We start from the raw sequence: 21017 nt of genomic DNA on the forward strand, positions 1-21017 counted from the left end.
GGGGATCCGGTCGCACTACCGCATTCCGGCCGGATCCGAAAGTGCGTCAGCCGTGGTGCGGGGCGGCGCGGTACGGTGGTCCCGCCTGGCGATGGGGCCGTTCGGGGGAGAGATCCGACCGAGGGGTGGACCCTGTTGCGGATTCGACTAGCATTGAGCGAAAGCCTGTCCGTTTTGCTCAATTTAGTGGCTTAATGTCGGCTAACGTGGGTAACTGTGGATCAACTACGGGCACGAACGCGAGGCAGCTGGGGAAGGCGACCCTCGTCCACAGCCTGGAGGTCCCGGTGACGACACGTGGAGTCCTGTACGTCCACTCCGCGCCCCGCGCGCTGTGCCCGCACGTCGAGTGGGCCGTCGCGGGGGTGCTCGGTGTGCGGGTGAGCCTGGACTGGATCCGCCAGCCGGCCGCGCCCGGGCATTGGCGTGCCGAGCTGTCCTGGCAGGGCGAGCCCGGCACCGCCTCGAAGCTCGCCTCCGCGCTGCGCGGCTGGCAGCTGATGCGGTACGAGGTCACCAGCGAGCCCTGCGCCACGGCCGAGGGCGAGCGGTACAGCAGCACGCCCACGCTCGGCATCTTCCACGCCGTCACGGGCATCCACGGGGACATCCTGATCCCCGAGGACCGGCTGCGGGCCGTCCTGCTGCGCGCCCGCAGCGAGGGGGCGGACCTGGAGGGCGAGATCGCCATGCTGCTCGGCAAGCCCTGGGACGACGAGCTGGAGCCCTTCCGGTACGCCGGCGAGGGCGCGCCGGTGCGCTGGCTGCACCAGGTGGTCTGAGCGGCGGTCCCGAACGGCCGGAAGGGGCCGGCGCTCGCGATGAGCGCCGGCCCCTTCCGTGTGGCGTACGGCCGATGCGGCCCGCGGCCGGGTCAGCGGGTGCGGAAGGCCAGCACCACGTTGTGGCCGCCGAAGCCGAACGAGTTGTTCAGCGCGGCGATCCGGCCCTCGGGCAGCTTGCGCGGCTCGCCGCGGACGATGTCCGCCGTCACGTCGTCGTCCAGCTCGTCGACGTTGATGGTCGGCGGGGCGACGCGGTGGTACAGGGCCTGCACGGTGGCGACGGTCTCGATGCCGCCGGCGCCGCCCAGCAGGTGGCCGGTCATCGACTTGGTGGCCGAGATGGCGATGTGGTCGAGGTCCTCGCCCAGCTCCTTGCGGAGCGCCTTCAGCTCGGCGGTGTCACCCTGCGGGGTCGAGGTGGCGTGCGCGTTGACGTGCACGATCTCGGCCTTGTCCAGCTCGTTGCGCTCGAACAGGTCGGCCAGCGCGCGGGCCACGCCGGCGCCGGTCGGCTCGGGCTGGGCGATGTGGTGGGCGTCCGAGGACAGGCCCTGGCCCACCGCCTCGCAGTAGATCCGGGCGCCGCGGGCCTCGGCGTGCTCGACCGACTCCAGCACGACCACGCCGGCGCCCTCGCCCAGCACGAAGCCGTCCCGGGCCTTGTCGTACGGGCGGGAGGCGTGCTGCGGGTCGTCGTTGTTCTTGGACATCGCCATCATGGCGGCGAAGGCGGCGATCGGCAGCGGGTGCATCGCGGCCTCGGTGCCGCCGGCCACCACGACGTCGGCGCGGCCGGTGCGGATCATCTCGATCGCGTAGCCGATCGCCTCGGCGCCGGAGGCGCAGGCGGAGACGGGGGTGTGCACACCCGCGCGGGCGCCGACCTCCAGGCCGACGTTGGCCGCCGGGGAGTTCGGCATCAGCATCGGGACGGTGTGCGGGGAGACCTTGCGGGCGCCCTTCTCCCGCAGGATGTCGTACTGGTCGAGCAGGGTGGTCACACCGCCGATGCCGGAGGCGATCACGGTGCCCAGGCGCTCCGGGGCCAGCTTCGAGGACTCGTCGGTGGCCGGGGTCTCGTACCCGGCGTCGGCCCAGGCCTCGCGGGCGGCGATCAGCGCGAACTGCGCCGAGCGGTCCAGCTTGCGGGCCAGCGGGCGGGGGAGGATCTCGCCCGGCTCGACGGCGACGCGCGCGCCGATCCGGACGGGCAGCTCGGCGGCCCACTCCTCGGTCAGGGCAGCCACCCCGGAACGCCCGGCGAGCAGGTTCTCCCAGGTGGTGGCGGCGTCGCCGCCCAGCGGCGTGAAGGCGCCGATACCCGTGACGACCACGGTACGGTTTTCAACGGTCACTGGTCTTCTTCTCTCACGTTGTGCGGGGTCGGCGGCGGGCCGAGGGTGAGCCCGGCCGGGCGCCCGGTGGGGCGTCCCGGCCGGCGGGTCGGCCGACTCGGGGGGAGCCGGCCGATGTCAGGCGTCGAACGAGTCGACCGCTCAGACGTTGGCGAGGATGTAGTCCACCGCGTCGCCGACGGTCTTCAGGTTCTTGACCTCGTCGTCCGGGATCTTGACGTCGAAGCGCTCCTCGGCGGCGACGACGACCTCGACCATGGACAGCGAGTCGACGTCCAGGTCGTCGGTGAAGGACTTGTCGAGCTCGACGTCCTCGGTCGGGATGCCGGCGATCTCGTTGACGATCTCCGCGAGACCTTCCAGGACCTCGTCCTTGGTAGCCATACTGGCTGCTCCTCTTCGGTGTTGAATGCGGCCGCCCGGCGGACGGACGCAGGTTTGTGGGTGGTTCGGGCGAAAACGCCTAGGGGAGCGTAACGACTGCCGCCGCGTACACGAGACCCGCCCCGAACCCGATGATCAGCGCGAGGTCGCCGCTGCGGGCCTCACCGCTCTCCAGCATGCGCTCCATCGCCAGCGGGATGGAGGCCGCGGAGGTGTTCCCGGTCTCCGCGATGTCGCGGGCGACCGGCACCGACTCCGGCAGCTTGAGCGCCTTGATCATGGCGTCGGTGATCCGCATGTTGGCCTGGTGCGGGATGAAGGCGCCGAGCTGGTCGGCGGTGATCCCGGCGGCGTCGAGCGCCTGCTGGGCCACCTTGGCCATCTCCCAGACCGCCCAGCGGAAGACCGTCTGGCCCTCCATCCGCAGCGTCGGCCAGACGCCCAGGCCGGCGGCCTCGTCCTCGGCGACGCCGTTGATGGCGCCCTCCTTGCCGAAGGCGGTGTCCCAGGCCTTGGTCTGCGTGATGACGTCCTTCTGCGAGCCGTCCGAGCCCCAGATGACCTTGCCGATGCCGGGGGTCTCGGACGGGCCGACGATCGCCGCGCCCGCGCCGTCGCCGAAGATGAACGCGGTCGAGCGGTCCGACGTGTCGGTCAGGTCGCTGAGCCGCTCCACGCCGATCACCAGCACGTACTCGGCGCTGCCGCCGCGGACCATGCCGTCGGCCAGGCCCAGGCCGTAGCCGAAGCCGGCGCAGGCGGCCGAGATGTCGAAGGCCGGGGCGGTGCCGCAGCCGAGCCGCTCGGCGATCTCGGTGGCGACGGCCGGGGTCTGCTTGAGGTGCGAGACGGTCGCGACGATGACGCCGCCGATCTGCGCCGGGTCGATCCCGGCCTGCGCGATCGCCTTTCCGGCGGCCTGCACCGACATCTCGGTGACCGACTCGTCCGGACCGGCCCAGCGGCGCTCGGCGATCCCGCTGCGGGTGCGGATCCACTCGTCCGAGGACTCGATCCAGGTCAGCACTTCGGCGTTGGTGACCACCCGGACCGGGCGGTAGCCGCCGACACCGAGGATGCGCGAGTACTGCGCGCCGGTGGCCGGGCGGATCTGCGGGGTGTCGGTCATGCCTGCTGCTCCTGCTCCTGCCCGCCGTGCTCCGCGACGAGCGCGCGGGCCTTGTCCAGGTCGGCGGGGGTCTTGAGGGCAAGCGTCGCCACACCCTTGAGGTTGCGCTTGACCAGTCCGGTGAGGGTGCCCGCCGGCGCGAGCTCGATGACGGCGGTCGCGCCGAGCTCCCGCAGGGTCTCCATGCAGAGGTCCCAGCGGACCGGGTTGGAGACCTGCGACACCAGGCGGTCCAGCACCTCGGTGCCCGAGCCGACGACCCCGCCGTCCCGGTTGGAGACGTAGCGGACCTGCGGGTCGGCCACGGTCAGGGTCGGGGCCAGCTTCGCCAGCCGCTCCACGCCCGGGGCCATGTGCTCGGTGTGGAAGGCGCCCGCGACCTTGAGGGCGATCAGCCGGGCACCGGTCGGCGGGTCCTCGCGCAGCGCGTCGAGCTGCGCGATCGTGCCGGCCGCGACGATCTGGCCGCCACCGTTGTTGTTGGCCGCGGTCAGGCCGTGCTCGGCCAGCTTCGCGGCGACGACCTCCGGCTCGCCGCCGAGCACGGCGATCATGCCGGTCTCGGTGACGGCGGCGGCCTCGGCCATGGCCAGGCTGCGCTCGCGGACGAAGGTCAGCGCGTCGTGCGCGCTCAGCACACCGGCGCCGGCGGCGGCGGTGATCTCGCCGACGCTGTGACCGGCCACGGCGCCGACCAGCGCGCGGGCGGCGGCCTCGTCCGGGAAGAGCTCGCGGGCGGTCACCAGGCCGGCCGCCACCAGCAGCGGCTGGGCGACGGCGGTGTCCTTGATCTCCTCGGCGTCCGCCTCGGTGCCCGCGCGCACGAGGTCGAGACCGGCGACCTCCGACCAGCCGTTCAGGCGGTCGGCGACACCGTCGAGCTCCAGCCAGGAGCTGAGGAAACCGGGGGTCTGAGCACCCTGTCCAGGGGCGACGATTACGAGCACGGTTCAACCCTCTCTCGCCAGACGCCCGGGGGCGGGTAGGCGACGGTAACGAAGAAAAGCATCCGGGATTGTAAGGTCCCTACATCGGGGTCAGCTTGACTCCCCGGCGTCCGTGAGCCGTCCCAGCGCCAGTGCGATCCGCAGGGTGAAGGCCGAACGAACGTCCGAGGGAGCGTAGCCCGTGACGTCGGTCACACGTCGGAGCCGGTAGCGCACTGTGTTGGGGTGGACGAAGAGCATTCTGGCCGCTCCCTCCAGCGAGGAGGCCTGTTCCAGGTAGACGCTCAGCGTCTCCAGCAGCGCCGATCCGGCCTCGTCGAGCGGTGTGTAGATCTCCTCCACCAACTGGCGCCGCGCCGCCTGGTCGCCGGCCAGCGCCCGCTCCGGCAGCAGGTCGTCGGCCAGCACCGGGCGCGGGGCGTCCGGCCAGGCCGCGCAGGCCCGCAGACCGGCCGCCGCGGCGTGCGCCGAACGGGTGGCCGAGAGCAGGTCCGGCACGGTCGGGCCGACCACCACCGGGCCCGGCGCGAACTGGCCGATCAGCGCCCGGGCCGCGTGCACCGGCTCCTTCTCGCCGCCGACCACGACCACCAGGCGCTTGCCCAGCACCCCGGTCAGCACGTGCAGCTTGGCGTACCGGGCGGCCCGGCGGATCGCCTCGACCACCAGCTCGCTGTCCCCGTCCGGCGCCGAGCCCATCACCACCCGGACCTGGCTCGGCTGGCCCCAGCCGAGCGCGGCGGCCCGGGACAGCACGCCCTCGTCGGCGTCGCCGGAGAGCAGCGAGTTGACCACCAGCGCCTCCAGCCGGGCGTCCCAGGCGCCCCGGGCCTCGGCGGCCTGGGCGTACACCTGGGCGGTGGCGAAGGCGATCTCCCGGGCGTAGACCAGCACCGACTCGCGCATGTCGGCCTCGTCGCCGGGGGCGGCCACCTCCTCGATGGCCTCCTCCATCACCTCGATGGTGGTGCGGATCAGCTCGACGGTCTGGCGCAGGGTGATCGCCCGGGTCAGCTCGCGCGGCGCGGTGCCGAAGACGTCGGTGGAGATCGCCTGCGGGGCGTCCGGCTTGCGGTACCACTCGGTGAACGCGGCGATGCCGGCCTGGGCCACCAGACCGATCCAGGAGCGGTGCTCCGGCGGCATCCGCCGGTACCAGCCGAGCTGGTCGTCCATCCGCGCGATCGCGGCGGAGGCGAGCTTGCCCGAGGACTTCTCCAGCCGCTTGAGGGTCGCGGCCCGGCGCTCGGCGCGCTCGGCGGCGAGCCGGCGCTCCTGCGCGGTCAGGCGCGGCGCCGCCCGCCCGGGCCGGTCTCTCCCGGCGCCGGGGGTCGGGGCCTTCCCGCTCTTGTCGGGGGCGGCGGTCGGATCGCTCTGGGAGTTCGCGGAAGCGGCTGGCACAGGGACAAGACTGCCTCACCGGAGTGACTGCTCGTGCACAGGCCCCGGCGGAGCGGCACCGTGGTACCGGTCACACCCGCCCCGCACCCACTACGGTGGGGCCGTGACCGACGCGCCCGCCCGCCCCCGTGCCGACCAGCGCCGCACCGCCGAGCGCTACCTCTCGCACCCCGCCGAGGGGGTCGAGACCCGGCACGCCTTCTCCTTCTCCGGGCACTACGACCCGAAGAACACGCACTTCGGCGCGCTGCTCGCGTGCAACGAGGAGCTGCTCGCCCCCGGCGCCGGGTACGAGGAGCACAAGCACCGGGACACCGAGATCCTCACCTGGGTGCTGGAGGGCGCGCTGGCCCACCGGGACTCCCAGGGCCACAGCGGCGTGGTCCGGGCCGGCCTGGTCCAGCACCTGAGCGCCGGCTCCGGCGTCACCCACACCGAGCGCAACGTCGGCGGCGCGGACGGCCCGGTCCGCTTCGTCCAGATGTGGCTGCAGCCGGACGTCTTCGACGCGCCCCCGGCGTACGGGCTGCGCAGGGTGGAGCGGGCGGACGACGGGTTGACGCTGCTCGCCTCCGGGCTGGACCGGGACGCCGCGACCGACGCGCTGCGGCTGCGCCGGAGCGACGCCGCGCTCTGGCTGGTGACCGCCGGCCCCTGGCAGCCGCTGCCCGCGCTGCCGGCCGCCGCCTGGCGGTACGCGCACCTGACGGCCGGCTCGCTCGGCTACCGGACGGTGCCCGGGCCGCAGGGCGGCGGCCGCTCGATGGTGCCGGGCGACAGCGTGCGGATCACCGGGGACGCCTTCGCGGCGCCGACGGCCGGCGAGACCGGCGCCGAGCTGCTCCTGTGGGAGATGCACTCGCCGGTCTCGTACGGCTGAGCTCAGGCGCCGAGCTCGGCCAGGACGGCGTCGGAGAGCTGCGGCCAGACCTCGGCGGCCCACGGGCCGAAGTCCCGGTCGGTGAGCGCCACGCAGGCCGCGCCGGCCTCCGGGTCCACCCAGAAGAAGGTGCCGGACTGCCCGAAGTGGCCGAAGGTGGCCGGGGAGTTGCCGGTGCCGGTCCAGTGCGGCGCCTTGCCGTCGCGGATCTCGAAGCCGAGGCCCCAGTCGTTCGGCCGGCGGTGGCCGTAGCCCGGCAGCACGCCGCTGGTGCCCGGGAAGGCGACCTCGCGGGTGGCGGCGCGCAGCGTGCCCGGGTCCAGCAGCTTGGGGGACTGCAGCTCGGCGGCGAACCGGGTGAGGTCGGCGACGGTGGACAGGCCGCCGGCGCCGGCCGGGGAGCGGTGCGCGGTGTTGATCAGGGTGGCGTGCATGCCGAGCGGCTGGAACACGGCCTCGGCGGCGTACCGGCCGAACTCGATCCCGGCGGCCTCCTCCAGGGTCCGCGCCAGCACGTCGAAGCCGGCGTTGGAGTAGAGCCGGCGGTTGCCGGGCTCGGCCATCACCCGGTGCTCGTCGAAGGCCAGGCCCGAGGTGTGGGCCAGCAGGTGCCGCACGGTCGAGCCCGCCGGGCCGGCCGGGTCGTCCAGCTCGAAGACGCCCTCCTCGACCGCGACCAGCACGGCGTACGAGGTGAGCAGCTTGGTCACCGACGCCAGCGGGAACAGGTGGTCCTGCGGACCGTGCGCGCCCAGCACCGCGCCGTCCGCGCCCCGCACGACGGCCGCCGCCGCGTTCGGCACCGGCCAGGTCTCGATCATCCGCAAGCTCTCCATGGCGCCGACTCTAACCGGGCGGCCGGGGCCGCCGGGATGGCAGGCTTGCCCCGAGTGCACTCGACGTCACCGGGGGGTCCGACCATGCCCGTCCTCGCACCGATCGCGATCGGCCTGCGCAGCTGCGACGAGGTGTTCGGGGATCCGGTCGGCGAACCCGACCGGACGCCCCGGCACACCATCGGCGAGGTCGTGGCGGCCAGCGGGCTGACCGCGCACACCCTGCGCTGGTACGAGCGGATCGGCCTGCTCGACCCGGTGGACCGGGCCTCCTCCGGCCAGCGCCGGTACCGCGACGCCGACCTGCACCGGCTGGCCTTCCTGGGGCGGCTGCGGCTGACCGGGATGCCGGTGGCCGACATGCTGCGCTACGTGGAGCTGGCCCGGGAGGGCGAGCGGACCTCCGGGCGGCGCCGCGACCTGCTGCTCGCCCACCGGGAGGCGGTGCGGCAGCAGATCGCGGACCTGCACGCGACGCTGGCCGTGCTCGACCACAAGATCGACCACTACACCGGGCGGATCGCGGCGGGCGACCCGGCCCGGTAGCGCGGGAGGGCCGGCGTCAGACCTCGCGGCCGAGGTGGGCGGCGAGCCGGGTGTACGCGTCGGCGTCGGCCGGGGCGGGGCGGACCGGGCCGAACGGGACGGCGCCGCCGCGCGGTTCGGTCGGCACCACGGCGAGCGCGATCGCCAGCGCGGCCTCGCCCAGCCGCTCGTCCAGCGGGACGGTGCTGCCGAGCGCCCGGGCGATGTCCCAGGCGTGGGTGGTGGTCTCCAGGACGTAGCCGCCGACGGCGGCCCGGCCGGGCACCTCGCCCCAGGGGGCGACGGCCGGGAGGTCCAGCTTGGCGTCCTCGGCCCAGGCGGTGGTCACCCGGGCGCGGGCCCGGTCCAGGGCGGCCGGCCAGGCGTCGTCGGCCAGCTCACCGGTCATCGCCGCGACGTCCTCGGAGCGGCCGCCCTCGCCCAGGTAGGCGAGCCGGTGGATGCCGCCGACCACGTGGCCGAGCAGGGCGCGCAGGTCGTACTCGCTGCACGGGGTGGGCCGGTCCAGGTTCTCCGGGCCGGTTTCGGCGATCAGCTTCTCCAGCTGGTCGAGGGCGAGCAGGTACAGCGGGCGCGGGTCCTGGGTGGTGTCCATGCGGTGTCAACTCCATCGGTACCGAAGGTTTTTCGTTTCGGGAGGCAATCTCCCGGTAAAACCTGACAACCGCCGTCAGGATTGCTGGGATCCTCGTGTCATGAAGGCCGACCGCCTGCTCTCGATCCTGCTGCTGCTCCAGACCCGCGGCCGGGTGCCCGCCACCGAACTGGCCGAACGGCTGGAGGTCTCGGTGCGCACCATCTACCGCGACGTCGAGGCGCTCTCCGCGGCCGGCGTGCCCGTCTACACCGAACGGGGCCGGCACGGCGGCATCAGCCTGCTGCCCGGCTACCGCACCGACGTCAGCGGACTGACCGCGGATGAGGCGCGCGCCCTGTTCGTGCTCTCCGCCCAGGGCGCGCACAGCGACCTCGGGCTGGACGGGGCGCTCGGCTCGGCGCTGCGCAAGGTGATGGCCGCGCTGCCCGCCCCGCACCGGCCGGGCGCCGAACGGATCAGCGAGCGGGTCCTGGTCGATCCGGCGCGCTGGCTCCAGGCCGGCGCCCCGCCCGGGCCGGAACTCGGCGAGCTGCAGTACGCGGTGTTCGCCGACCGGCGGCTGCGGCTGCGCTACCGGCACAGCGGCACGCCCGCCCCGGTCGAGTACACCGTCGACCCGTACGGCCTGGTCAGCAAGGCCGCGGTCTGGTACCTGGTGGCCGATCTGCACGGCGAGCCGCGGCTGTTCCGGGCCGACCGGGTGGTGGAGGCGGAGACCTCCGAGGAGCCGGTGCGGCGGCGGCCGGGGGTGGGGCTCGGCGAGGTGTGGGGGGTGCTGCGCGAGCAGGTGGAGCGGCTGCCGAAGGAGGTGCCGGTGAAGGTGCGGGTGCGGCGCGGACGGCTGGACATGTTCGTCCGGATCCACGGCACCCGGCTCACCGCGCCCCCGCCGGAGCACGGGGGCGGGGCGCCGGAGGACTGGATCGAGCTCGCGCTGGGCTTCCAGTCCCTGCCGGCCGTCCGGGCGCTGCTCGCCTTCGGCGCGGACGCCGAGGTGCTCTCCCCGCCGGCCGCCCGGCGCGAGCTGGCCCGCGCCGCGGCGGAGGCCGTCCGGCTGTACCAGTAATTCGCCCGCTCGCCGACGGTGTGCGGCTCGGGGCGGGGTCGCCCGCTCGCCGACGGTGTGCGGCTCGGGGCGGGGAACGGGGGGTATGGCTCAGGCCTCGGGGTTCGGGCGGATGACGTCCTGGTAGGTGCCGAGGGCGACGGCCGCGAAGTTGTGCAGGCTGTCGGTGCCGGGGGCGAAGTAGCCGTTGTGGCCGGCCGAGCGGGCCGAGGAGAGCTGTTCGGCGCCGAAGTCCGCCGAGGTCGGGTCGGCGCCGTGGCCGAGCCCGCCGACCTCCAGGTACGGCACGTTGCCGATCCAGTCGCTCTCGTTGCGGGTGGCCCAGACGTGCACGCCGTCGCCCAGCTCCGAGGTGCTCTCCACGCCCATGCCCGGGGAGCCGAACACCACCAGGTCGGTGATCCCGGAGGTGTCGGACGGCGAGGCGGCGGCGCGCGGGACGTCCGGGGCGGCGGTGCCGCACACCACCGAGCCGTAGGAGTGGCAGAACAGCGCGGGCGGCGCCTCCGGCCGGGTGGTCTCCTTCAGCCCGGCGAGCAGCCGCCGCAGCCGGGGCGCGCCGACGTCGGCGAGCCGGGAGGTGACGGCGTCCGGGCCGAGGCCGGACGGGGTGACGTAGCCGGTCCAGGCGACCACCGCGGTGTGCGTGCCCGGGGACTGCCGGTGCTCCTCCTCGTACAGCGCGCGGGCCATCCCGGCGGGGGAGCGGAGCGGTTCGACGGCCTGGTCGAAGTGGCCGAGGTCGGCGTCCGAGCCGGGGACGATCACCGCGACCCGGTCGGCGGCGCCGAGGTCGCCCCAGACCTCGGTGAGCAGGCCGCGGCCGCGCGGGTCGAAGGCGAGGATCTGCCGGCCGGGGGCGAGCAGGCTCTGCACGTCGTTGGCCCGGGAGACGGCGAGCGCGCGCAGGTCCCGGTCGAGCTTGGGGTCGGCGGCGCGGGCCCGGGCGCGGTCGCGTTCGGCGGCCAGCGCCACCCGGTTGGCGCGGTAGCGCAGGGCGAGCGGGGCGCCGTCGAAGTTGCCGACCACCAGCGGGTAGGCCTCGACCAGCCGGTCGGTCTCGGCGGGGGTGAGCCGGGCGAAGAACTCGGCGGCGGCGGCCGGGGCGGTGGTGGCCGGGTCGGGCAGGTCGAGCCCGTAGGAGTGGTCCTCGACCCAGGCGGCGCTGCCGGCCGGCGGGGTGGAGATCGCCAACTGCTCGGTGGCGGCCGCGGCCTGGGCGGCGGCCGCGCCGGCGTCGGCGAGGACGGCGGCGCCCGCGAAGGCGCCGATCAGGACGTGCTTCCACCGCCGACGGCGCATCGCCTCAACTCCCAGAGTCCCGTCACCGATCCACGGGCGGGGCCCGAAGGGTGGTACGACTGCCAACTTCCCACCGCAAGCGTAGGGGGCCGGAGCGGTACCCGGCCTTCCTTAAACTGTGGGATGGATCACATGAACGCGGAGTGTCCTGGGCGGTCCCGGATCGTTCGGGTGGGCACCGCCCGCGGACGCCGGTCCGCCCCCGCGGCCGGGTGGCGGCGGGGGCGGACGGACTCGGGTCGGGTCGGGGCGGGGCGGCTCAGCTCAGCGAGTTCCAGGCGGCGCAGGAGCGGGCGCCGCCGACCAGCCGGTCCGGGTGGCCGCTGCCGTCGGCCACCGAGATCCGGCGGTAGGTGTCGCCGTGGAACACCCAGTACTCGCTCTTGCCGCCGGTCCGCTGGCAGTCCGGGACGGGCAGGAAGCAGTCCACCTTGGCCACGTCGGTCAGCGAGCCCCACTGGGAGAGCTCCCGGTCGGTGCGCTCCAGGACGTCGGTGTGGGCGGCGCCGTCGGCCACCGAGATCAGCCGGTAGCGTTGGCGGCCGCCGGTGCTGTGGAAGCACCAGTACCAGCTCTTGCCGCCGACCCGCTGCTGGTCGGGGACGGGGAGGAAGCAGTCCACCCGGTCGACGCCGCCCAGCGAGCCCCAGGCCGTGAGGTCGCGGTCCGGGCGTTCCAGCGTGCCGGTGTGGGTGCTGCCGCAGGTGATCGAGACGGCCCGGTAGCGCTGGCGCCCGCCGGTGCTGTGGAACACCCAGTACCAGCTCTTGCCGCCCGGGTCCTGGCGGTCGGGCATGGGCAGGACGCAGTCGATCCGGTCGATGCCCTGGAAGCAGGGGTGGCTGCTCAGCGGGCGGTCGCCGTTGACCACCCGGTCGGTGTGGGCGGCGCCGTCGGCCACCGAGATCTTCCGGTAGCGGTCGCCGTGGCAGGCCCAGAACTGGCTCTGGTTGCCGCGCCGCCACTGGTCCGGGACGGCGACGATGTCGTCGCACGGGTAGCCGGGGCCGGACGACGGGGTGGTCTGGCCGCCCTGCTGGGTCTGCGTCCCGGTCTGCGTTCCGGTGCCGGTCTGCCCACCGTTCTGGCTGCCGGTGCTGCCCGAGGAGGTCTGGCCCTGGGGCGGGCCGACCAGCCGGCCGTCGCAGAGCCCCTTCAGGGTGCTGATCGACGGCATGAAGGCGTACACCGAGCCGGTGGTCTGCACGAACTGCTGGAAGCTCACCGGGGTGTGCTTGATCAGCCCGCTCGCGTCCCGGCTCTCGAAGTCGACGTCGGGGGCCTCCTGGGTGACCGGGTCCTTGCCGGGCACGGGCCGCGGATCGGCGTGCCCGGGCGGGGCGGGGTCGGTCGCCCGGTTCGGCGGGAAGTTCGGCTGGTCCATCCAGTCGGCCTGGATGAACTCGAACTGCCGCTGGATGTCCGCCTGGTAGCAGATGAAGAGCAGGCCGCGCGGGTCGTCGGGGCCGCCCGGCCCCTCGGCGGCCGGGTCGAACGGCGCCCCGTACGGCGTGCCGCGGCGCATGATCCGCCGGCCGTCGAGGATCCCGGCGTCGAACGGCGGCTTGTCCGGGTCCTCCTGCAGCCCGGCCCGCGGGCTGGTCTTGCGCAGGTGCGACCAGAGCGGGGTGACCAGGCCCTCCGGGTCGTCCCGGAAGTCGAAGTCGTTGTCCGAGGCCGCGCTCGGGTTGTTCGGCACGTCCCGGTCCTGGAAGTGGCAGACCGGGGCGCCGGAGCGCCAGCGGCCGACCATCCGGGCGGCCAGCCACTCGGTGGTCACGCCGTCCGGGACGGCCTTGGCGAGCTTGAGCTCCCGCAGCTTGACCGAGACCTGCGACCACCAGCCGGGGACGTCCTGGGCGAGCCGGCGGACCACCTGGAAGGAGCCGAGGCGGGCCCAGTCCGGGTACTGCTCCTTGGGACCGCTGAACGGGTCGTTGTCCAGGCCGCAGACGAACTCGCCGGGCGGGATCAGCCGGGTGCCCGGGTGGCCCTCGGCCTCCTCGGGGCGGTTCGGGTCGGGCCGGTCGAAGTCCCGGACGCCGGGCTCGCTGATGCCGTCCTTGAAGCCGAAGTGCTCCTTGCCGCGGCGGCTGCCCAGCAGGGTCTGGGCGTTCTGCTGGTAGACGATCAGCACCCGGCACTCGGCGGCCGCGATGCGCTGCGCCTCGACGGCGGCCCGCAGGTCGTCCTCGGTGTCCGCGGAGAGCTTCAGCACGGCGTGCACGGGCTGGGTCCGGCCGTTGCCGAAGAGCCAGTTCTCCGGGGAGTTGTCGCCGGTGTCGCCGAGCGCGCCGGCCCGGCCGGCCGAGCCCTCCTTGAACGCCTCCAGGCCGCCGCCGACCCGCGGGGGCTGCGGGAACGGGTCGCTGCCGGCGAGCGTCCGCAGGCCGTCGTAGGTGAAGCTGACGCCCAGCCAGGTGGCCTTGAGGGTCCTCGGGTCGTCGCCGCCCGAGGTCCTGCGGGCCTCGCTGAACGCCGCGTTGAAGGCGGCGACCTCGCGGGTGTGGGCGATCTGCGGGGTCAGCTGCCGGAGCCAGTCGCGGGCCCGGGCGGCGTCCTCGAACTTGAGGAACAGCACGCTGACGTTGTCCTTCTTGAAGCCGGCCAGGATGTCGCCCTGGATCTCCTCGCTGTCGCGCAGGACCGGATCCGTTGCCATGGCGGGTTCCTTTCTGGGGGAGGAGTCAGGACTGGGGGACGAGCTGGATCCACTGCGCGACGCTGGGCACGCCCCGGTCGCTGAGCAGGTAGAGCAGGTACCAGCCGGGCGGCGCGGCCTTGGCGTCCGGCGGGGCCTGGAACTCCAGCCGGTTGCCGGCCCGGCTGGTGAGCCGCAGCTCGATGTGGCGCTGGCTGGTGTTGACCGAGTGGGTGGAGGTGGTCGGCGCCAGCAGGACGGCCTTGGCGGCCAGGCCCGGGGTGGTGCTGGTGACGGTGAACCGCTTGTCGTAGCCGACCGGCGTGGTGGGCGGGTTGGCCAGGGCCGGCCGGTCGCCCTGGTGCAGGTAGGCGGGTTCGTAGATCTCGATGGTGCCGTTCATGGTGGTCGGGCCGGTGGTGCCGGGGATGCCGCTCACCGTGCCGTCGATGTCCGGGTTGTTGGCGATCTGCTGGAGCTCGTCGCCGGTCACCAGGACCCGCCCGTCGGGCAGCACCACGGCGTTGGAGTGGTAGCCGCGGGGCAGCCGCTGGACCGGGCCGAGGGTCCAGTTGCCCTGGTCGTCGCGGAGCTCGACCTGGCGGTACTTGAGGTCGGAGTTCGGGTTGTACGGGCCGTTGCCGTAGTCGCGGATGTCGTAGGCGCCGTTGACGGTCATCAGCCGGCCGTTGGGCAGCAGCAGGGTGTCGTCCTGGGTGCGGCCGAAGGCGCGGGGCTTCTCGGCGGTCCAGTTGCCGTTGGAGAAGCGCAGGGTGCTCGGGTTGTCCCGGTCGCCGCCGAGGATCAGCGCGGAGTCCGGGCCGTTGACGCCGGCGGGCAGTGGCACGGCCGAGCCGTAGTTGCGTTTGCGTCCGTCGGGCCGGGCGGTCAGGTCGCTGCGGGACTCGGCGACCGGGTCGAACCGCCACTGCTCGCCGGCCGCGCGGCCGAAGCCGTAGACGTTGCCGTCGTTGAGCGAGAACAGGTGCGGGTAGTCGAAGCTGAACGGGGCGTCGGCCTTGAACCGCTCGACCGGGGTGTCCCGGGGGACGTCCGTCTTCTTCAGCGGCACCGGGAAGGACTTGGCGGGGAAGCGCTCCACCACCGGGGTGGGGGTGCCGTAGCCGAGCTCGGACTGGCCGGACATGATCAGCTGCCGTCCGTCCGCGCCGGTCACCACCGAGGGGTACCAGCGGCCGACGGCCATGTCGGGGTTCCTGGTCCAGGTCTCGGTCCACGGGTCGAAGACCAGCGACAGCTTGGCGCCGGTGCCCCCGTTGCCGCCGAGGTTGCCGCCGAAGACACCGAGCATGCCGTTGGGCAGGAAGGAGTGGCCGGCGCAGAAGAACGGCGCCGGGCGGGGCTGGTCGAGGCCGTCCGGCATGTTCACCACCGGCGGGTTGACCTGCTTGAAGGAGTCCTTGCCGTAGCCCTTGGCCGGGTCCCAGAGGAAGGCCCGGCCGGCGTTCTCCTTGCCGATGGTCTGGGTGGGGGCGGGTTCCTTCTCCGGGTTGGTCTCGATCCGTTCGAAGGAGAACAGCAGTACCTTGCCGGTGGGCAGCAGCGCGATGTGGTCGCCGAAGTCGGGGGAGGGGAAGTACTGGTCGAACTTCCCGAAGGTGCCCGGGGCGAAGGCCCGGTTGTGGGTGGCCTGGGACTCCGTCAGCGCGTTGAACCGGTTGGTGCGGGTGGTCTGCGGGTAGTCGCCGACGCCGCGGACGGCCGCGCGCAGCCGGGCGTGCTCCTCGGCGTGCTCCTGGCCGAGCGCGGCGACCTCGTCGTCGCGCAGCTCCGCCTGGACCCGGGGGTCGGTGATCCGCGGGGCGGTGGCGGCCGGGCTGTCGGTGGCGGGGCTCCCGTGGCCGCCGGGACCGTGGGTGCCGGTCAGCGCGGCGGCCGGGCCGGCCGAGGCGAGCACGGTGCCGGTGGTCAGGGCGCAGGCCACGGCGGTGGCGAGGCCGGCCGGGAACCGCCGGCGGGGCCGCGGTCCGGTGGTGGGCCGCGGTGGGGACGGGGACATGGATCTCCTCTGAGCGGGGCGGGTGGTGGGCGCGCGGGGCGGCCGGGCCGTGGGCGGGCGCGGGCAGGGGCGGTCGCCGACCGTCACAGGACATCACGGTGGGTGGTGGTTCGCATGCGGAGTCACTGCGTTCGACGGGTGGGCGCCGCAAGCGGGTGAGCGGGGGTGTGCGGGCTGTCGGGGGGCGCGTGCGGGAACGCGCGAACGGGCGCGAGCCGTCCGGCCCGCGCCCGTCCGTCGCTTCGGAGCGCCCCTACTGACCCGGGGTCACCAGGCCGGACTCGTAGGCGAGCACCACCGCCTGGGCGCGGTCGCGCAGGTCGAGCTTGGCGAGGATCCGGCCGATGTGGGTCTTCACGGTCTGCTCGGCGAGGACCAGCCGGGCGGCGATCTCCTGGTTGGACAGGCCGCGCGCGATCAGCTCCAGGACCTCGGTCTCGCGCGGGGTCAGCCCGTCCACCCGCAGCGTCGGGTCGTGCCGCTTGGCCGGCCTGGTCCGGGCGAAGTCCTCGATCAGCCGGCGGGTCACCGAGGGGGCGAGCAGCGCCTCGCCGGCCGCGACCACCCGGACGGCGGCGATCAGGTCGGCCGGCGGCGCGTCCTTGAGCAGGAAGCCGCTGGCGCCGGCCCGCAGCGCCTCGTAGACGTAGTCGTCGACGTCGAAGGTGGTGAGCATCAGCACCTTCGGGCGGTGCGTGCCGTCCGCCGCCGGGGCGAGCAGCCGGCGGGTCGCCTCCAGGCCGTCCAGCACGGGCATCCGGACGTCCATCAGCACCACGTCCGGGTGGACGCGGCCGCTCAGCTCCAGGGCCTGGGCGCCGTCCGCGGCGTCCCCCGCCACCTCGATGTCGTCCTGCGCGCCGAGCAGTGCGGCGAAGCCGGCCCGCACCATCGCCTGGTCGTCGACGATGATCACGCGGATGCTCATACGGTGTTCTCCCCCGGGGTGTGCCGCGGTCCGTCCTGCGGCCGATCGGACCGAGTATCCGTCAGTTCGCCGACCGGCAGGACGGCGGCCACCCGGAACCCGCCGTCGGGCAGCGGCCCGGTCTCCAGCCGGCCGTCCAGCAGCCGGACCCGCTCGCGCATCCCGACCAGCCCCTGGCCGGTGCCCTCGGCCGCGGCCTCCAGCGACCGGGTGCGCTCGGGCGGGGCCGAGTTCACCACCGTGACCAGCAGCGATCCGTCCGCGGCGGTCAGCGAGACCCGGGCCTCGGCGCCGGGGGCGTGCCGGACCACGTTGGCCAGCGCCTCCTGGACGATCCGGTAGACCGAGAGCCCGACGGCCGGCGGCAGGGTGCCGACGCCCGGCTCCGGGGCGGGTGCCAGCTCGGCCGCCACCCCGGCCCGGCGGACCGTCTCGACCAGCTGGGGGAGCTGCCCGATCCCCGGCTGCGGGGCCTTCTCGGCGTCCGAGTCCTCGCTGCGCAGCACCCCGAGCAGCCGCCGCATCTCGGCCAGCGACTCGCGCGCGGTGCCGGCGATCGCGGTGAACTCCTCGGCGGCCTCGGCCGGGACACCGGTGATCCGGTACGGCGCGCTGGCCGCCTGTACGGCGATCACCGACATGTGGTGGGCGACGACGTCGTGCAGCTCGCGGGCGATCCGGGAGCGCTCCTCCAGCAGGGTCCGCCGTTCCCGTTCGGCCTCGCTGATGTGCTCCTGCTCGACCAGCCGCCGGCGGGTCTCGGCCCGGTCGCGGACCGACCAGCCGAGCAGCAGGACGAGCCCGGTCAGGACCAGGGCGAGCCCGCTGTTGTCGACGCCGGAGCGGTCGCCGGAGCCGAGCAGGGACAGCACCGGGCCGGCCACGGCGGTGACCAGCCAGACCGCGACCAGGGTGGGCCGGGACTCGCGCAGCGCGAGCGGCACCATCAGCAGCAGGTAGCCGACCAGCGCGGTGGGCGGCCACGGCCAGGGGTCGGTGCTCCCGCCCCCGCCGTCGGTGGTGGCGAGGATCAGCACGGAGGCCAGCAGGTCGGTGCCGCCGATCAGCCACCAGGCGGGCAGCGGCCGGGTGACCGCGAGCAGCAGCGGCACGGTCTGGCCGGCCGCGAGGGCGACGGCGGGTCCGGTGCCGAGCCCGTAGTCGTGGCCGAGGACGTTCACCGCGCTGGGCAGCAGGGCGAGGATCGCGGCCACCGCGAGCGCGTACGGGAGGGCGCGGACCGGGCGCCGGGCGGCCCGGGCGAGCAGCGGGGTGCGGTCGGCGGACGGCCGGGTGAGCGCGGCGAGCAGCGCGCGTCCGCGCCCGCCCGGGGGCGGCCCGGCGGATGGCTTGATCATTCGGCCAGGGTAGGGCGGGGCCGACCGGACGTCAGCTGCCGGACGTCAGGTGCCGGGCGCCGGGCCTCAGTGCCGCCAGTCGCCCGCCAGGGCCGGGCCGAGCTGGTCCAGGTGGCGGTCGATCAGCGCGATCATGCCCTCCGGCCCGGTCTCCTCCTGGTCGGCGGTCCAGGAGAGGTGGGCGGTGCGCAGGACGCCGCCGAAGGCCGCGGCGACCACGGTGGGCCGCAGGTCGGTGGCCGGGTCGAGGCCCTCGCGCTCGGCGATCACCCGGGCGACCACCCGCTCCTGCTCGGTGACCCGGCACAGGTGCGCGGCGAGCAGGGTGGGGGTGCCCTCGATCAGCCGGAGCAGCTCCAGCGCGGCGGTCACCGTGCCGGTGCCGGTGCGGTGCGAGGAGCCGAGTTCGCGCCAGGATTCGACGATCGCGGCGCGCAGCGCCCGCAGCGGGCTCTCCTCGGCGGGCCTGGTCCGCAGCCGGGCGATGAAGTCGTCCTCGGCGTCGGCGAGGACGGCCAGGGCGACCTCGTCCTTGTTGGCGAAGTAGCGGAAGAAGGTGCGCTGCGAGACGTCGACCGCGGTGGCGATCTCGTCGACGGTGGTCCGGGCGAAGCCCTGGCTGAGGAAGAGCCGGTGGGCGGCCTCGATCAGGGCCTCGCGGGTGCGCTGCTTCTTGCGCGCCCGCAGTCCGGGCTCCCGGGTGGCGGGGGGAGGGGCGGGCTGAACGGCCATGGCGGGGCCTTCCGGAGGGTGCTGGAGCGGGCGTTCCGAAAACTACTGTAGCCCTCTGACAAATGGCAGAGCAGGTCAGAAGTCAGTGTTTGCCGAATGGCAGAGCCTGCCATAATCTGCCGGGTGGCGCCCCTCGGGCCGGGCACTCGTGGGGACGGGTGGGCCGGGGGCGCCACGACCACGTCCGTCCGCTGCCAGCCCCCGGAGGGCCCAGATGAGCCAGTCCCTCACCAAGAGCGCAACGGCGGACGGACCGCCGCCGCCCACCGCACCCGCCGGGAGGAGCCTCAAGGGGCACCCCTGGCTGACCCTGCTCACGGTCGCCGTCGGCGTGATGATGGTCGCCCTGGACGGCACGATCGTCGCGATCGCCAACCCGGTGATCCAGGCCGACCTCAAGGCCGCGCCCTCCGAGATCCAGTGGGTGACCAGCGGCTACCTGCTGGCCCTCGCGGTCTTCCTGATCACGGCCGGCAAGATCGGCGACCGGTTCGGCCACAAGAGCACCTTCCTGGTCGGCGCGGTCGGCTTCGCCGCCACCTCGGCCGCCATCGGCTTCGCCGGCAACATCCAGACCGTGATCGCCTTCCGGGTCCTGCAGGGCCTGTTCGGCGCGCTGCTCCAGCCCGCCGCGCTCGGGCTGCTGCGCGGGGCCTTCCCGGCCGAGAAGCTCAACATGGCGATCGGCATCTGGGGCGGTGTGATCGGCGCCTCCACCGCGGCCGGCCCGATCGTCGGCGGCCTGCTGGTCGAGCACGTCAACTGGGAGTCGGTGTTCTTCATCAACATCCCGGTCGGCCTGCTCGCGCTGGCCCTCGGCCTGTGGGTGGTCAAGGACGTGCGGGCCGAGAACGCCGCCAAGTCCTTCGACATCCCCGGCATCGTGCTGCTCTCGGCGGCGATGTTCGCGCTCGTCTTCGGCATCATCAAGGCCCCCGAGTGGGGCTGGGGCGACGTCTCCACCCTGCTCTTCCTGGGCGGCGCGGTCGTGCTGATGACGGCCTTCGCGCTCTGGCAGCGGGTGGCCCGGGAGCCGCTGATCCCGCTCGGCCTGTTCCGCTCGGTGCCGCTGTCGGCCGGCACCCTGCTGATGGTGCTGATGGCCTTCTCGTTCTTCGGCGCGATCTTCTTCGTCACCTTCTACCTGCAGAACGTGCACGGGATGACGCCGGTCCAGGCGGGCGTCCACCTGCTGCCGATGACCGGCATGATGATCGTCGGCTCGCCGGTGGCCGGCATCGCGATCGGCAAGCTCGGCCCGCGGATCCCGATCGTGACCGGCATGCTGCTCACCACCGTCGCGATGTTCGGCATGTCCACCCTGGACACCGGCTCCGGCACCGGCGTGATGTCGCTCTGGTTCATCCTGATGGGCCTGGGCATCAGCCCGGTCATGGTCGGCGCCACCGAGGTCATCGTCGGCAACGCCCCGCTGGAGCTCTCCGGCGTGGCCGGCGGCCTCCAGCAGTCCGCGATGCAGGTCGGCGGCAGCCTCGGCACCGCGGCGCTGGGCGCGATGATGGCCGCCAAGGTCACCGACGTGCTGCCCGGCAACTGGGCCGGGGCCGGGCTGCCCCCGGTCGACCCGGCGCACGCCGAGGGCCTCAACCTGGCCGCCCAACTCGGCATCGCCCCGCCCGCCCCGGCCGGCACCCCGCAGCAGGTGGTCGACGCGATGGCCGGGGCCGTCCACGAGTCCTTCGTGAGCGGCATGTCGCTGGCCTTCGCGGTGGCCTCGGTGGTCGCCTTCGCCGCCGCCCTGCTCGGCCTGCTCACCCGGCGCGGCAGCACCGACGCGGGGCCCGCCGTCCACATCTGACGGCGCCCTCGGCCCGACGGCCCCGGACTCGGCGGAGTCCGGGGCCGTCGGGCATCGCGCGGGAGCGTGCGGTTCAGGAGGTCGGGCAGTCGAGGGTCGGATCGGTCTCGGCCGCGCTCCAGCAGGCCTCGGCCCGCTGCCAGTACTCCTCCTCGGACAGGGTCCCGCCCGGGTGGCCGGGGGTCGTCGGGGCGGTGGTCTGCGCGGCGGCGCTGCCCGATCCGGCGAGCACCAGGGCGCCGGTCAGGACCACCGCTCCGGCCGCGGCGGCGGTGGTGGAACGGTTCCGG

General features: G+C 74.2%; 19 protein-coding genes. 5 read left to right on the forward strand and 14 right to left on the reverse strand.

Translation table 11 applies throughout. The features are described from left to right. The first annotated feature begins 287 nt into the window (after window positions 1-287). Window positions 288-782, forward strand: coding sequence for a DUF3145 domain-containing protein (locus AB0N76_RS10425; protein WP_363555281.1), 495 nt, complete (start codon window positions 288-290; stop codon window positions 780-782). A 92-nt stretch (window positions 783-874) separates the two neighbouring features. On the opposite strand, the gene fabF is transcribed toward AB0N76_RS10425, so the two are convergent. The 5 genes from fabF to AB0N76_RS10450 all read right to left on the reverse strand — a co-directional run bounded on the left by fabF (window position 875) and on the right by AB0N76_RS10450 (window position 5887). Then, window positions 875-2140 (reverse strand): beta-ketoacyl-ACP synthase II, encoded by a 1266-nt coding sequence (fabF, locus tag AB0N76_RS10430; protein ID WP_363555283.1) that lies wholly within the window; start codon window positions 2138-2140, stop codon window positions 875-877. Between the two features lie 141 nt (window positions 2141-2281). Continuing rightward, window positions 2282-2524, reverse strand: a complete 243-nt coding sequence (locus AB0N76_RS10435) for an acyl carrier protein (RefSeq protein WP_363555285.1) — start codon at window positions 2522-2524, stop codon at window positions 2282-2284. Window positions 2525-2603: 79 nt separating this feature from the next. Next, window positions 2604-3653, reverse strand: a complete 1050-nt coding sequence (locus AB0N76_RS10440; RefSeq protein WP_363555287.1) for a beta-ketoacyl-ACP synthase III — start codon at window positions 3651-3653, stop codon at window positions 2604-2606. Beyond that, entirely contained in the window at window positions 3650-4600 is a 951-nt protein-coding gene (locus AB0N76_RS10445) for an ACP S-malonyltransferase (RefSeq protein WP_363555289.1), read from the reverse strand. The genes AB0N76_RS10440 and AB0N76_RS10445 overlap by 4 nt, the downstream gene beginning before the upstream one ends. Before the next feature lie 90 nt (window positions 4601-4690). After that, a complete protein-coding gene (locus AB0N76_RS10450) occupies window positions 4691-5887 on the reverse strand; it encodes a helix-turn-helix domain-containing protein (RefSeq protein WP_363555331.1) in 1197 nt (398 codons plus the stop codon). A 217-nt stretch (window positions 5888-6104) separates the two neighbouring features. On the opposite strand from AB0N76_RS10450, the gene AB0N76_RS10455 reads away from it, so the two are divergent. After that, window positions 6105-6881 carry a pirin family protein gene (locus AB0N76_RS10455; protein ID WP_363555291.1) on the forward strand — a complete coding sequence of 259 codons (777 nt, stop codon included), beginning with the start codon at window positions 6105-6107 and terminating at the stop codon, window positions 6879-6881. A 2-nt stretch (window positions 6882-6883) separates the two neighbouring features. On the opposite strand, the gene AB0N76_RS10460 is transcribed toward AB0N76_RS10455, so the two are convergent. Continuing rightward, window positions 6884-7717 (reverse strand): serine hydrolase domain-containing protein, encoded by an 834-nt coding sequence (locus AB0N76_RS10460; RefSeq protein WP_363555293.1) that lies wholly within the window; start codon window positions 7715-7717, stop codon window positions 6884-6886. Window positions 7718-7801: 84 nt separating this feature from the next. Here AB0N76_RS10460 and AB0N76_RS10465 point away from each other — a divergent pair, with 84 nt between their 5' ends. Then, complete coding sequence (locus AB0N76_RS10465) at window positions 7802-8263, forward strand: MerR family transcriptional regulator (protein WP_363555295.1); 462 nt, start codon at window positions 7802-7804, stop codon at window positions 8261-8263. 16 nt (window positions 8264-8279) lie between these two features. Here the strand turns inward: AB0N76_RS10465 and AB0N76_RS10470 are convergent, their stop codons facing one another. Then, on the reverse strand, window positions 8280-8858 hold the full coding sequence (locus AB0N76_RS10470; protein ID WP_363555297.1) for a TIGR03086 family metal-binding protein: 579 nt from the start codon (window positions 8856-8858) through the stop codon (window positions 8280-8282). Between the two features lie 100 nt (window positions 8859-8958). Between AB0N76_RS10470 and AB0N76_RS10475 the strand changes: the two genes are divergently transcribed. Then, window positions 8959-9927, forward strand: a complete 969-nt coding sequence (locus AB0N76_RS10475) for a WYL domain-containing protein (protein WP_363555299.1) — start codon at window positions 8959-8961, stop codon at window positions 9925-9927. A gap of 90 nt (window positions 9928-10017) precedes the next feature. On the opposite strand, the gene AB0N76_RS10480 is transcribed toward AB0N76_RS10475, so the two are convergent. The 6 genes from AB0N76_RS10480 to AB0N76_RS10505 form a co-directional block, all read right to left on the reverse strand. After that, the gene (locus tag AB0N76_RS10480) at window positions 10018-11229 is read right to left on the reverse strand and encodes an alpha/beta hydrolase (protein ID WP_363555301.1); all 1212 of its coding nucleotides are present in this window, start codon (window positions 11227-11229) and stop codon (window positions 10018-10020) included. A gap of 259 nt (window positions 11230-11488) precedes the next feature. After that, window positions 11489-13891 (reverse strand): Dyp-type peroxidase, encoded by a 2403-nt coding sequence (locus tag AB0N76_RS10485; protein ID WP_363555303.1) that lies wholly within the window; start codon window positions 13889-13891, stop codon window positions 11489-11491. Between the two features lie 25 nt (window positions 13892-13916). Further along, the gene (locus AB0N76_RS10490) at window positions 13917-15890 is read right to left on the reverse strand and encodes a galactose oxidase early set domain-containing protein (protein ID WP_363555305.1); all 1974 of its coding nucleotides are present in this window, start codon (window positions 15888-15890) and stop codon (window positions 13917-13919) included. A 253-nt stretch (window positions 15891-16143) separates the two neighbouring features. Next, entirely contained in the window at window positions 16144-16818 is a 675-nt protein-coding gene (locus AB0N76_RS10495; RefSeq protein ID WP_363555307.1) for a response regulator transcription factor, read from the reverse strand. After that, complete coding sequence (locus AB0N76_RS10500) at window positions 16815-18176, reverse strand: sensor histidine kinase (protein ID WP_363555309.1); 1362 nt, start codon at window positions 18174-18176, stop codon at window positions 16815-16817. Before AB0N76_RS10500 ends, AB0N76_RS10495 begins: the two co-directional genes overlap by 4 nt. Window positions 18177-18242: 66 nt before the next feature. After that, window positions 18243-18908: a TetR family transcriptional regulator gene (locus AB0N76_RS10505; protein ID WP_363555311.1), complete on the reverse strand. Its 666-nt coding sequence runs from the start codon at window positions 18906-18908 to the stop codon at window positions 18243-18245. Window positions 18909-19122: 214 nt separating this feature from the next. Between AB0N76_RS10505 and AB0N76_RS10510 the strand changes: the two genes are divergently transcribed. Continuing rightward, window positions 19123-20727 (forward strand): MFS transporter, encoded by a 1605-nt coding sequence (locus AB0N76_RS10510; RefSeq protein WP_363555313.1) that lies wholly within the window; start codon window positions 19123-19125, stop codon window positions 20725-20727. A 73-nt stretch (window positions 20728-20800) separates the two neighbouring features. Here AB0N76_RS10510 and AB0N76_RS10515 read toward each other — a convergent pair. Further along, window positions 20801-21017, reverse strand: a 217-nt coding sequence (locus AB0N76_RS10515; RefSeq protein ID WP_363555315.1) for a hypothetical protein, incomplete at its 5' end; no start/stop codon positions are given.

This window comes from Kitasatospora sp. NPDC093806 (genome assembly GCF_040683335.1).
Classification (GTDB): domain Bacteria; phylum Actinomycetota; class Actinomycetes; order Streptomycetales; family Streptomycetaceae; genus Kitasatospora.

Bases quoted from the DNA above. Each gene is read 5' to 3' on its own strand.
- AB0N76_RS10440 (WP_363555287.1), bottom strand. From the start codon at position 3,653: ATGACCGACACCCCGCAGATCCGCCCGGCCACCGGCGCGCAGTACTCG.
- AB0N76_RS10500 (WP_363555309.1), bottom strand. From the start codon at position 18,176: ATGATCAAGCCATCCGCCGGGCCGCCCCCGGGCGGGCGCGGACGCGCG.
- AB0N76_RS10510 (WP_363555313.1), top strand. From the start codon at position 19,123: ATGAGCCAGTCCCTCACCAAGAGCGCAACGGCGGACGGACCGCCGCCG.
- AB0N76_RS10490 (WP_363555305.1), bottom strand. From the start codon at position 15,890: ATGTCCCCGTCCCCACCGCGGCCCACCACCGGACCGCGGCCCCGCCGG.
- AB0N76_RS10475 (WP_363555299.1), top strand. From the start codon at position 8,959: ATGAAGGCCGACCGCCTGCTCTCGATCCTGCTGCTGCTCCAGACCCGC.
- AB0N76_RS10470 (WP_363555297.1), bottom strand. From the start codon at position 8,858: ATGGACACCACCCAGGACCCGCGCCCGCTGTACCTGCTCGCCCTCGAC.
- AB0N76_RS10465 (WP_363555295.1), top strand. From the start codon at position 7,802: ATGCCCGTCCTCGCACCGATCGCGATCGGCCTGCGCAGCTGCGACGAG.
- AB0N76_RS10485 (WP_363555303.1), bottom strand. From the start codon at position 13,891: ATGGCAACGGATCCGGTCCTGCGCGACAGCGAGGAGATCCAGGGCGAC.
- AB0N76_RS10480 (WP_363555301.1), bottom strand. From the start codon at position 11,229: ATGCGCCGTCGGCGGTGGAAGCACGTCCTGATCGGCGCCTTCGCGGGC.
- AB0N76_RS10505 (WP_363555311.1), bottom strand. From the start codon at position 18,908: ATGGCCGTTCAGCCCGCCCCTCCCCCCGCCACCCGGGAGCCCGGACTG.
- AB0N76_RS10460 (WP_363555293.1), bottom strand. From the start codon at position 7,717: ATGGAGAGCTTGCGGATGATCGAGACCTGGCCGGTGCCGAACGCGGCG.
- AB0N76_RS10435 (WP_363555285.1), bottom strand. From the start codon at position 2,524: ATGGCTACCAAGGACGAGGTCCTGGAAGGTCTCGCGGAGATCGTCAAC.
- AB0N76_RS10495 (WP_363555307.1), bottom strand. From the start codon at position 16,818: ATGAGCATCCGCGTGATCATCGTCGACGACCAGGCGATGGTGCGGGCC.